General features: G+C 60.4%; 10 protein-coding genes and 2 tRNA genes. All 12 read right to left on the minus strand.

Annotated features, from left to right (window positions below; translation table 11 throughout):
* Window positions 1-202 precede the first annotated feature (202 nt).
* On the minus strand, window positions 203-1,372 hold the full coding sequence (locus ACWHXT_RS15485; RefSeq protein WP_447956477.1) for an MFS transporter: 1,170 nt from the start codon (window positions 1,370-1,372) through the stop codon (window positions 203-205).
* 85 nt (window positions 1,373-1,457) lie between these two features.
* Window positions 1,458-3,620 carry a polyribonucleotide nucleotidyltransferase gene (pnp, locus tag ACWHXT_RS15490; protein ID WP_447927187.1) on the minus strand — a complete coding sequence of 721 codons (2,163 nt, stop codon included), beginning with the start codon at window positions 3,618-3,620 and terminating at the stop codon, window positions 1,458-1,460.
* Window positions 3,621-3,837: 217 nt separating this feature from the next.
* On the minus strand, window positions 3,838-4,107 hold the full coding sequence (rpsO, locus tag ACWHXT_RS15495; RefSeq protein WP_074397689.1) for a 30S ribosomal protein S15: 270 nt from the start codon (window positions 4,105-4,107) through the stop codon (window positions 3,838-3,840).
* 117 nt (window positions 4,108-4,224) lie between these two features.
* Window positions 4,225-5,145, minus strand: coding sequence for a tRNA pseudouridine(55) synthase TruB (truB, locus tag ACWHXT_RS15500; protein WP_447956478.1), 921 nt, complete (start codon window positions 5,143-5,145; stop codon window positions 4,225-4,227).
* Window positions 5,145-5,552 (minus strand): 30S ribosome-binding factor RbfA, encoded by a 408-nt coding sequence (gene rbfA, locus ACWHXT_RS15505; protein WP_447894461.1) that lies wholly within the window; start codon window positions 5,550-5,552, stop codon window positions 5,145-5,147. The genes truB and rbfA overlap by 1 nt, the downstream gene beginning before the upstream one ends.
* 17 nt (window positions 5,553-5,569) lie before the next feature.
* Entirely contained in the window at window positions 5,570-8,101 is a 2,532-nt protein-coding gene (infB, locus tag ACWHXT_RS15510; protein ID WP_447927189.1) for a translation initiation factor IF-2, read from the minus strand.
* 27 nt (window positions 8,102-8,128) lie between these two features.
* Window positions 8,129-9,643: a transcription termination factor NusA gene (gene nusA / locus ACWHXT_RS15515; RefSeq protein WP_447927190.1), complete on the minus strand. Its 1,515-nt coding sequence runs from the start codon at window positions 9,641-9,643 to the stop codon at window positions 8,129-8,131.
* Between the two features lie 65 nt (window positions 9,644-9,708).
* Window positions 9,709-10,170, minus strand: a complete 462-nt coding sequence (rimP, locus tag ACWHXT_RS15520; RefSeq protein WP_447530080.1) for a ribosome maturation factor RimP — start codon at window positions 10,168-10,170, stop codon at window positions 9,709-9,711.
* 314 nt (window positions 10,171-10,484) lie between these two features.
* Window positions 10,485-10,561 (minus strand) — tRNA-Met (locus ACWHXT_RS15525).
* A 106-nt stretch (window positions 10,562-10,667) separates the two neighbouring features.
* Window positions 10,668-10,754 (minus strand) — tRNA-Leu (locus tag ACWHXT_RS15530).
* A 48-nt stretch (window positions 10,755-10,802) separates the two neighbouring features.
* Window positions 10,803-11,162: a preprotein translocase subunit SecG gene (gene secG / locus ACWHXT_RS15535; RefSeq protein ID WP_447927191.1), complete on the minus strand. Its 360-nt coding sequence runs from the start codon at window positions 11,160-11,162 to the stop codon at window positions 10,803-10,805.
* A gap of 4 nt (window positions 11,163-11,166) precedes the next feature.
* Window positions 11,167-11,916 carry a triose-phosphate isomerase gene (gene tpiA / locus ACWHXT_RS15540; protein WP_447956479.1) on the minus strand — a complete coding sequence of 250 codons (750 nt, stop codon included), beginning with the start codon at window positions 11,914-11,916 and terminating at the stop codon, window positions 11,167-11,169.
* Between the last annotated feature and the right edge of the window lie 69 nt (window positions 11,917-11,985).

The following is an 11,985-nucleotide window of genomic DNA, read 5'->3' on the forward strand; positions in this document are numbered from 1 at the left end:
TTCAGGCCTTCTAAACAACAAAGCCCCTGCCTTCGAGCAGGGGCTTTTGATTGCAGCTATATCTCAACCACCCCAGTGTGGCCGGAAGAGACCCGTAGCGGGGGTCTTTCGCCAGGGATGGCGAAAGTAGCGTACAGGGAGGTATTTACAGCGCCCCCGCGTAGGGTCTCTTCCGGACCCCGATGCTCGATGTTTGAAGTAGCTACCGAATCCTGCCGCTGTTGACCAGACTTGAAGGCGTACGACCAACCAGCACCACCCCGATCAGGAAAAGCCCGGCGGCGGCCCACATGGTGGTGGGTAGACTCGTGGCGTCCACCACGCGCCCGCCCAGAAGTGACCCCAGGCCAATCGACATATTGAACACGAAGGCCATTAAAGCGGTGGCCGCCTCGGTGTTGGGCGCGGTACGCAGAATCCAGGTTTGAATGCTTACCGAGATGCTGCCGAAGATCGCGCCCCACACCGTCAACAGCGCCACGCCGCTGAACGGACTCGTGCCCAGCAGCGGAAAGCTCGCCACCACGACCAACAGCAGCACCGGAATCATGAGCACGGCGATGTAGGGGTTGCGCGCCGCACGCATGCCCGCGATCACGTTGCCGATAATGCCCGCCGCCCCGTAAAGCAGCAACAGGGTGCCCACGTTGCGCTGCTCGATGCCGCTGACGTTTTGCAAAATCGGGCTGATGAAGGTGTAGGCGACGAAGTGGCCCACCACCACGCAGCCGGTGGTGAGTACCGCTACGCGCACGCCGCGATTGAGCACTTGCTGGGCGAGAATGCGCAGGCGTACCGGCTCCCGGGGCGGAAGGCTGGGTAACCATAGCCAGATCATACCCGCGGTCAGCAGACTAAAGCCTCCCAGGCCGCCAAACACCCACCGCCAGCTGCTGATATCCCCCAAGAGCGTACCCAGCGGCACGCCCAGTACCGAGGCCGCCGTGACGCCACCGAAGATGATCGTCATCGCCTTGGCCACGCTCTCCTCCGGCACGAGCCTGGGCGCGATGCTGCCCGCGACCGCCCAGAAACCTCCGATACTCATGCCGATCAGCACCCGCGCGGCAAGCAGCATGACAAAGCTTTCGGCCATGCTCGAGAGCACGCTGCCCAGCGTCATGATGATCATCAAACCGGTCAGCATCACCCGGCGGTCCATGCGGCCCACCGCTACCGGCAACAGCGGCGCCGACAGCGCCGCTACCACCCCGGGTACCGTCACCATCAAGCCAGCGGTGCCCTCGCTGACGCCCATCTCGCCCGCTACCTGCGAGAGCAGCCCGATCGGCAGCTGCTCGGCGGTGACCAGCAGGAAAATCCCGCACATGACCGCAATGACCGCCCACCACCTGGCGACATCCTTCTCCATGATTTCTCCTTATCGACCGCTCTCCCAAACAACGCCGCCCCCGCAGCCAAAGGCAACGGGGGCGGAGGGAGCACCTTCGGATCGCTTATTCGACGGTGGCTTCGCTTTGTGCGGCAAACGCCGCTTTCTCTTCTTCGGTGATCTCCTTGATGGAGAGCTTCACGCGGTTACGGTTGTCGATGTCGAGCACCTTCACGACCACGTCGTCACCTTCGTTGAGGAAATCGCGCACGTCGTTGACGCGCTCCTGGACGATTTGCGAGATGTGTACCAGACCGTCGGTGCCGGGCATGATGTTCACGAACGCGCCGAAGTCGGCAATACGCACGACCTTACCGTTGTAAAGCTTGCCGATTTCCGCCTCGGCGGTGATCGCCAGTACGGTGTCGATGGCCGCCTTGGCGGCTTTCTTGTCTTCGGCATAAATACGCACGGTGCCATCATCGTCGAGATCGATGGAGGCGCCGGTGTCTTCGCAAATCTTGCGAATGGTGGCGCCACCTTTACCGATGACGTCGCGGATTTTGTCCGGGTCGATCTTGATCGTCGCCATGGACGGTGCGTTATCAGAAACCTCGGTGCGGCTCTGATTAATGACGGCGTTCATCTGCTCGAGGATCGAGATACGCGCGTGGTGGGCCTGCTGCAGCGCGGTCTCCATGATCTCTTCGTTGATGCCCTCGATCTTGATATCCATCTGGAGCGCGGTCACGCCTTCGACGGAGCCGGCGACCTTGAAGTCCATGTCACCGAGGTGATCTTCGTCGCCCAGAATATCGGTCAGCACCGCGTAACCTTCCGGGTCTTTGACCAGGCCCATGGCGATACCCGCCACCGGCGCTTTCAGCGGCACACCTGCATCCATCAGCGCAAGCGAGGAGCCACAAACCGAGGCCATGGAGCTCGAGCCGTTGGACTCGGTGATCTCGGAGACCACGCGAATGGTGTAGGGGAAATCCTCTTCCGAGGGCAGCATGGCCTGTACACCGCGGCGCGCCAAGCGGCCGTGGCCGATTTCACGGCGCTTCGGCCCGCCCATGAAGCCGGCTTCGCCGACCGAGTAGGGAGGGAAGTTGTAGTGCAGCATGAAGCGGTCTTTACGCTCGCCTTCCAGCGATTCGATCAGCTGTGAGTCGCGCAGCGTACCCAGGGTCGCGATGGCGATCGCCTGGGTTTCACCACGGGTGAACACCGCCGAGCCGTGGGTCTTGGGCAGCACGCCGACTTCGATGTCTAGCGGGCGCACGGTGGTGTTGTCGCGACCATCGATACGCGGCTCGCCTTTCACGACCCGCGAGCGCACGACGCGCTTCTCGAGGCTTGCGAAGGCGCCTTTGACGTCGTCTTTGGCGAACTTGTCGTTGACCGGCTCACCTTCGACGGCCACCAGCTCTTCGAGCGCCTGGTCTTTCAGCGCGGCCAGAGCGTCCTGGCGCTGCATCTTGTCGGTGATGCGATAGGCTTCGCCGACTTTAGCCTCAAAACCTTCGGCCATGGCGGTTTTAAGCGCCGCGTTCTCCTCGGCGGCCTGCCATTCCCAGCGCGGCTTGCCGGCCTCGGCGACCAGTTCGTTGATAGCGGAGACCGCCACCTGCATTTCCTGATGGCCAAAGAGGACCGCGCCGAGCATTTCGTCTTCCAGAAGCTCCTGGGCTTCGGACTCGACCATCAGCACGGCTTTTTCGGTACCGGCGACGACCATGTTCAGCTCGGAGGTCGCAAGCTCTTCGACGGTCGGGTTCAGAAAGTAACCCTGCTCTTCGTTGAAGCCCACGCGCGCGGCACCGATCGGGCCGTTGAACGGCACGCCGGAGATCGAAAGCGCCGCCGAGGTACCCAGCATCGCGGCGATATCCGGGTCGTGGTTACGGTCGGTGGAGAGAACGGTACAGATGACCTGTACTTCGTTCATGAAGCCTTTCGGGAAAAGCGGGCGAATCGGACGGTCGATCAGGCGCGAGGTAAGCGTCTCTTTCTCGGTGGGGCGCCCTTCGCGTTTGAAGAAGCCGCCGGGAATCTTGCCGACCGCGTAGGTCTTTTCCTGGTAGTGTACCGAGAGCGGGAAAAAGGGCTGGCCAGGATTGACGTCTTTCTTGGCGACCACGGTGCAGAGCACGACGGTGTCGTCCATGGTGACCATCACGGCACCGCTGGCCTGGCGAGCGATACGGCCGGTTTCGAGGGTGACGGTACTACGACCGTACTGGAACGTTTTTTTTACCGGATTCACGGCGACTTCCTTTAACATAAAATAGCTACTTGTCTTTTCTGGGGTCGTTTTGACTCGCCACTATTCTAGGCGCTGTGGCGCTCAAGGGCTACCAGAAACCCGAATTCGCCCCTTTCCTCCCGCTTTTAGCGCGTTTTGGGCATAAAAAAACGGGTAGCCCCAAAGGGCTACCCGTTTTGATTGCACGCTACGCGGCTTGTCGCCCCCCTCATGAAAAGGGGCGCGACAAGGCGTTTTAGCGGCGCAGACCCAAACGCTGGATCAGCGACTGATAGCGTTCAAAATCCTTGCGCTTGAGGTAGTCCAGCAGCTTACGACGCTGGTTTACCATGCGGATCAGACCACGACGCGAGTGGTGATCTTGCTTGTTGGTCTTGAAGTGGTCCTGCAGGCCATTGATGTTGGCGCTCAGCAGGGCAACCTGCACTTCGGGGGAACCGGTGTCGCTCTCGCCGCGGCCGTATTCGTTGACGATCTCGGCCTTTTTCTCAGCGGTTAGTGCCATCTGTCTCTCCAGTCAGCAATATGCTTAACATTGAATGGGTGAGACCACGCATATTTGCAGTCTCAAAGGGTATTTTCGCGTAAATCGCGGCGTCCTTGCAACGTTTTACCAGCGAACTTACGAAAGCGCGACCGTGCTTAACAGCCGCTTGGGGGCCACTTCCTGGGGCCCTTTCACCACGCCCAAGCCGAGAAACGACTCGGCGTAGTAAAGTCGTGCCAGCTCGTTGGGCGGCAGCGCCCCCACGTCGAGCCTGGCGGATTGACCGTAGGACAAGGAGGTATGAGCGGCCTCGTCCACGCTAAGCGCAGGGAGGTGGTCGACCAGTACGTCCACGGGCATCAATTCGGCCTCACGCGCGCTCTGCTCACCAAGAGCTTCTAACGCCTCCAGGGTCCACATCGCGCTGCCATCGAAGGGGCCGGTCTTGAGCCGTCTTAGCTGGCTGATATGAGCGCCGCATCCGAGCGCCAAACCGATATCTTCGGCCAACGTGCGAATGTAGGTGCCTTTACTACAGCTTACTTCGAGCTCGAACGTTTGACCGTCGAACGCGAGCAGCCGGGCATCATACACGCTAATTCTGCGCGCTGCACGCTCCACTTCCTTGCCCTCGCGGGCCAGTTCGTAAAGCTTTTTGCCCTGATGCTTGAGCGCCGAGTACATCGGCGGTACCTGGTCGATCTCGCCGCGAAAGCGTGCAATGGCAGCCTCGACGTCGTCATTCGAAAGCGCCGGCACCTCGCGGCGCTCGACCACGCTACCTTCCGCATCGCCGGTATCGGTGATCACCCCGAGTTCGACCCGGGTGCGATACATCTTGTCGGCTTCCAGAAGGTGCGCGGAGAACTTGGTCGCCTCACCCAGGCAGATCGGCAGTAAGCCCGTCGCCATGGGATCGAGGGTGCCGGTATGTCCCGCTTTTTGCGCCTCGAACAGCCGGCGCACGCGCTGTAAGGCATGGTTACTGGACACGCCCTGGGGCTTGTCCAGCAGCACCACGCCGTTGACCGGCAGGCCCTTACGACGACGCGCCATTACCGCGGCGCCTCGTCTTCGTTACCGCCCTCTTCTTCGTCCTGACGGGCGCGGTCGGTCGAGACCGCCTCGTCGATCAGCGAAGAGAGCTGCTGGCCGCGCACCACGCTTTCATCGAAATGAAAGCGCAGCTCCGGCACATGACGCAGCTTGATGCGCTTGGCAATCTGGCTTCTCAGAAAACCGCTGGCGCGTTTGAGCACCTGCAGGTTTTCCTTGATGCGCGCCGGGTCCTGCTCACCCAACAGGGTGACGTAGATATCGGCGTAGCCCAGATCACGGCTGACGGTCGCGCCGCTGACCGTGACCATGCCAAGGCGCGGGTCCTTGATCTCGCGCTGGATAAGCACCGCCAGCTCCTTTTGGAGCTGGTCGGCTACCCGGTCGGTACGCTTGAATTCGCGCATGATTGCTCCTCGCAGCCTTACAGGGTGCGCTCGACCTTGACCTGGTCGAAGACTTCGATCTTGTCGCCGACCTGGACGTCGTTGTAGTTCTTGACGCCGATACCACACTCGACGCCGTTGCGCACTTCCTGCACATCGTCTTTGAAGCGACGCAGCGATTCGAGCTCACCTTCGTAAATCACTACATCATCACGCAGTACGCGGATCTTCTTATTACGATGCACGTTGCCTTCAACCACCATACAACCGGCAATTGCCCCAATTTTCGGCGCGCGGAAGACATCGCGGACTTCAGCAATACCTACAATCTCTTCTTTCCACTCGGGGGCGAGCATACCGCTCATCGCCTGCTTGACCTCGTCGATCAAGTGGTAGATGACGCTGTAGTAGCGCAGATCCAGGCCTTCACGTTCGACGATTTCGCGCGCGGCGGCGTCGGCACGGACGTTGAAGCCGACCAGGATAGCCTCACTGGCCAGCGCCAGGTTGGCGTCGGTACCGGTGATACCGCCCACACCAGATGAAACCACGGCCACTTCGACTTCGGCGGTGGAGAGCTCCTCGAGCGCACCGCGGATCGCCTCGAGCGAACCTTGAACGTCGGCTTTCAAGACGATGTTGACCTTGGCCACTTCGTCCTGGCCCATCTGGCTGAACATGTTCTCGAGTTTGGCTTTCTGCTGACGCGCCAGGCGTACTTCGCGGTACTTGCCCTGACGGAAGTTGGCGACTTCCCGCGCTTTACGCTCGTCGGCCACGACCATGAAGTCGTCACCGGCGTCCGGCGTACCGTCCAGGCCCTGAATCTCGACGGGCATCGCCGGACCGACTTCCTCGACCTGCTGGCCGAGTTCGTTGGTCAGCGCCCGTACACGGCCGTAGTGCAGGCCGGCCAGCACGATATCACCGCGCTTGAGGGTACCGTTTTGTACCAGTACGGTCGCGACCGGACCACGGCCCTTGTCGAGGCGCGATTCGACGACCACACCTTTACCCGGCGCCGACGGTACGGCCTTGAGCTCGAGCACTTCGGATACCAGCTGGATCGCTTCCAGCAGCTCCTCGATGCCGTCACCGGTTTTCGCGGAGACGTGAACGAACTGGGTATCGCCGCCCCACTCTTCCGAAATCACGCCGTGCTGGGAAAGCTCGTTACGAATACGGTCGAAATCCGCGCCGTCTTTATCGATCTTGTTCACCGCCACGACCATGGGAACTTCGGCCGCTTTGGAGTGCTCGATCGCTTCAACGGTTTGCGGCATGACGCCGTCGTCCGCCGCCACCACCAGGATGACCACGTCGGTTGCCTTGGCACCGCGGGCACGCATGGCGGTAAACGCCGCGTGGCCGGGGGTGTCCAGGAAGGTCACGCCACCGTGGTTGTCTTCGACGTGGTAGGCGCCGATGTGCTGGGTAATACCGCCGGCTTCACCGGTGGCCACCTTGGCACGACGAATGTAGTCGAGAAGCGAGGTCTTACCGTGGTCGACGTGACCCATGACGGTCACGACCGGCGAGCGGGTAATCTCATCGCCTTCGTAGGAGATGCCCTCGATCATTTCGGTCTCGAGCGCATCGTCCTTGACCAGCTTGACCTTGTGGCCCATCTCTTCCACCACGATCGCCGCAGTATCCTGGTCGATCGTCTGGTTGATGGTCACCGCCGCGCCCATGGTGAACATGGCCTTGATCACTTCATTGGCCTTGATCGACATCTTGTCGGCCAGCTCAGCGACGCTGATCGATTCGGGAATCGAGACTTCGCGAACGATCGGCTGCGTGGGCTTTTGGAAGCCGTGCTTGCCGTTGCCGCTCTGGCCCGGGCCGCGGCGGCCGCCACGACGCTCGGAGCGCTTGGCTTTCTTGGCACTGCCGCCACGCTTACGCTCTTCGCGATCGCCACGGTCGTCATCTTCGTCACGGCCTTTTTTCTTCGCCGCGGCCTTTTTGGGCGGCGCGGTGCGACGGTCGGTACGACCTTCTTTCGGCGGCGCCGGCGGCATCTCTTCGGAGGCCGGGGTTTCGTCGATCTGAAGCTCGGGCACGGCGGCTTCGGCCGGCGCCGGCGCCTTGGCGTCGGCTTCCTTACGCGCGGCTTCTTCAGCGGCCTTGGCTTTTTGGGCCTCGGCGCGCTCTTCGGCTTCGCGAGCCTCGCGTGCTTTATTCTCGGCTTCGGCCTCGGCCATATCGCCTACCAGCTGGCGCGGGCCCGAGTGCGTGGGCTCCGGCGCTTTCGGCTGCTCTTCTTCGGCGCGCTTGACGTAGGTCTTTTTCTTGCGGACCTGAACTTCGATCGTCTTGCCGCGCTCACCGGTTTTGATCCGGCTACGCGTTTTGCGCGTCAGCGTGATGCGGTTTTTACCGGCATCCGCAGCGTCGCCGCCGCCGTGACTTTTCTTCAAAAAGCTCAACAGCGTCTGCTTGTCGTCTTCAGAGACCGCATCGCTTTCCGAGGCGTGCTTAAGGCCCGCCTCTTTCATCTGTTCCAACAGGCGGGGCACATCGCGGCCCACCTTTACTGCAAAATCTTTAACCGTCATATCTGACATTGTGACCCTCCCAAGCCCGTGACCTGTTTACTGTGTGTTCGAAGCCGCTTCGCTATCGTCTTCAAACCAGGGCGCACGGGCAGTCATGATCAGTGCCGCTGCGCGCGCTTCGTCTAACTCCTCGATATCGACCAGATCGTCGACAGACTGCTCGGCGAGATCTTCCATGGTGACAATGCCCCGACTGGCAAGAATGAAGGCCAGGTGGCGCTCCATTCCTTCCATTTCCAGCAGATCGTCTGCCGGCTGGGCACCGTCGAGCGCTTCTTCCGAGGCGATCGCCATTGTCAGTAGCTCGTCCTTGGCACGTGCGCGCAGCTCTTCGACGAGCTCTTCATCGAATTCTTCGATTTCGAGCATCTCTTCGAGCGGCACGTAGGCGACTTCTTCCAGGGTAGTGAACCCTTCTTCCACTAATAGCCGGGCAACGTCCTCGTCCACGCTGAGGTGGTGAACGAAGGAGTCCACGAGGCTATCGATTTCCTGCTCGCGCTTGGACTCGGCCTCGTCTTCGGTCATGACGTTGATCCGCCAGCCGGTGAGTTCCGATGCCAGGCGCACGTTCTGGCCGCTGCGGCCGATGGCCTGAGCGAGATTGTCCTGGGCGACCGCGACGTCCATGGCGTGGGCGTCTTCATCCACCAAAATGGAGGCAACGTCCGCCGGCGCCATGGCGTTGATGACGAGTTGCGCGGGGTTGTCGTCCCACAGCACGATGTCTACACGCTCGTTTTGAAGCTCTGATGACACCGCCTGCACCCGCGAGCCGCGCATACCCACACACGCACCGACCGGGTCGATACGGCGATCGTTGGTTTTGACGGCGATCTTGGCGCGCGAGCCCGGATCGCGGGCCGCACCCTTGATTTCGATGAGCTGCTCGGCAATTTCCGGCACCTCGATCTTGAAAAGCTCGATGATGAACTGCGCATTGGTGCGCGAGAGCTGAAGCTGTGCGCCGCGAGCCTCCGGGTCGACCTTGACCAGCAGCGCGCGCACCCGCTCGTTCATGCGGTAGCGCTCGCCGTGAATCATTTCGTTACGCGCCAAAAACGCCTCGGCGTTTTCGCCCAGGTCGATGATCAGCCCGTCACGGGTAGTTTTCTTGACGATACCGGCGACCAGCTCGCCTTCGCGGTCGGCGTACTGGCTGACCACTTCGGCGCGCTCGGCTTCACGGACTTTCTGGACGATGACCTGCTTGGCGGTCTGGGCGGCAATACGACCAAACACGGCGTTGTCGATCTTCTGCTCGGTGACCTCACCCAGCGCCAAAGGCGGGTCGCGCCGTTCGGCAACGGTTTGCTTGATTTCGTAATCCGGCGTTTCGAACTCGTCGTCTTCGACCACGGTCCAGTAGCGGTAGGTGTCGTAGTCGCCAGTGCGGCGGTCGATTTCCACGCGCACGTTGGCTTCTTCCTGCTCGAAACGCTTGCGCGAGGCGCTAGCCAGCGCCGCTTCGACCGCTTCGAAAATTACGTCGCGTGAAACGCCTTTTTCATTAGAGATCGCGTCAACGACCATTAAAATTTCTTTACTCATGCGTATGCCTCGCCAGTAAACCTGTCCTTTGTGCCTCGCCCAAGCCGTGGGGGGCCGCCGTTTTTTTAATCTTCGAACTGCGGGACAATGTGTGCAGCATCGATGCTTTCGATGGGAAAGCAGTACTCTTCGCCGTCGAGCTGAAGCAGCACTTCGTCGCTTTCCACGCCCGCGAGCAGCCCCTGATATTTACGCCGGCCATGAAAGGCGGTGCGCAGCTTGAGCGCCACCTGGTGGCCCTGGTAGCGTGTGAAATGATCCAGGGTATACAAAGGACGCGCCATACCGGGCGACGAAACCTCCAGGCGGTACTCGCCGGGAATAGGGTCTTCGACATCCATGACGGCACTGACTTGACGGCTGATATCAGCGCAGTCTTCGACACTGACGCCGCTTTCACGCTCGATGTAGATCACCAGGCGTGAATGTTTGCCCTGAGAAAGATGGTCGATGCCCCATAGCTCGAAGCCCATGGCGGCGACAACAGGCTCAATCAGCGCGTGCAGCGCTGCGTGTTTTGTGGCCACAGACGAAGCTCCTATAGCCGTTGCATCAGGCACCTGGCCAGGAGTCATGAGAAAAGCTAGGTGGCTGATTGGCGTTACCTGAAAATGTGTCTTCGACGTCGCGGCAGGTGCCGGCGCGCAAGACACGCTTGGCTCGCAAAAAGCTACTCTTAAATCTGCCGGTAGCGTCAGCGTGTGTAAAGACGCTACTAACAAAAAGCCCCTTCACAGGAAGGGGCTTTTTAAAAGAAACCTGTAATACCATTTTAACAAACCGGTGTGATTCTATTGCCAGCCAATACTGAAGCGCTGTGCATACACCGTTTGAAAAAAGATGGTAGCGGGGACCGGATTTGAACCGATGACCTTCGGGTTATGAGCCCGACGAGCTACCAGACTGCTCCACCCCGCATCAATCTAGCTGGACGATATTAGTCCCTTATACGACCTTCGTCAAGGGCTTTCTCGTCTCAGGTACCACCCTGAAATCCTCGAAACCGATCCAACCAGTTTCTCGGTGGTGCCGAAGGCGGGACTTGAACCCGCACGACCATACGGTCACTACCCCCTCAAGATAGCGTGTCTACCAATTCCACCACTTCGGCATCAGGGGAGGCTAAAGAAAGCGTCAACAAGCATTTAATCTCAAATACTTAGTCGCCGTTTTCCTCTAGCACTGGCGCGGTATTATCCACACTTCCCGAGTCGTCGTCAAGTGTTGGAACACTTTGTTGTTGCTCGACTAAGCGCGAGTCCGGAATACCGGCTTCCGGGGCCTGTCCTGCCTGAGTGGCAAAGTAGGCAAGCGCCATGGACGTGACGAAGAACCCCGCCGCCAGAACGCCGGTCGCGGTCGACAGAAAGTTACCGCTGCCGCGGGAACCGAAGACCGTCTGTGAGGCACCGCCGCCGAAGGAGGCGCCGGCATCGGCCCCTTTACCCTGCTGAAGCAGGATAAGTACTACGAGCGCGATCGCGATGACCACGTGAACCATTAAAATTGCAACTTGCATGGCGTTATCCTGCTGACTGACAAATAGCGAAAAAATCATCGGTTTTGAGCGAGGCACCGCCCACCAAACCGCCGTCGATATCCGGCTTTGCAAGTAGCTCGGCTGCATTACCGGCATTCATGCTACCGCCGTAGAGAAGCACGAGCTCCTCACCGAGGGTGTCATCAAAACGCGCAAGGTGCGCGCGCACCTCGGCCATTACATCCTGCGCCTGCTCCGGGGTCGCCGTACGCCCGGTACCAATCGCCCATACCGGCTCGTAGGCGATGACCAGTTTCTTTTGGGCTTCGTGGCTTAGATGGGTAAGCACTGCGTCCACCTGAGCCAGCACCACGTCCATGGTGCGCTCGGCCTCGCGCTCCTCCAGGGTTTCACCCACGCATAGAATGGGCGTCAGACCGTGATCGAGCGCGACGTTGACCCGGCCAAGGATCGCCTCGTCGGTATCACCGTAAAGCGCGCGGCGCTCGGAATGACCCACCAGCACATAGCAGACACCGAACTCGTTGAGCATCGGCGCGCTCACCTCGCCGGTATGCGCCCCCGAGGCCTCGGTATTGAGCGTTTGCGCCCCCAGCTTGAGCGAGGTCGACTGAAACGCCCGCTGCGCGGCGTCGAGGTAGGGAAAAGGCACGATCAGCGCCGCCTCGACCTGCTCGGGCAAGGGGGTGGCCGCCAGGCTGCTTGCAAAGGTGTCGATCAGCGACCTTGAGCCGTTCATTTTCCAGTTACCGGCAATCAGTGGTGTGCGCATTCAATATCCTCACTCAAGGTGGAGCGAAATGGTATAGGAGCGGCCTTGTCAAGACAACCGCTGCCCACA

Source organism: Vreelandella halophytica, assembly GCF_968193635.1.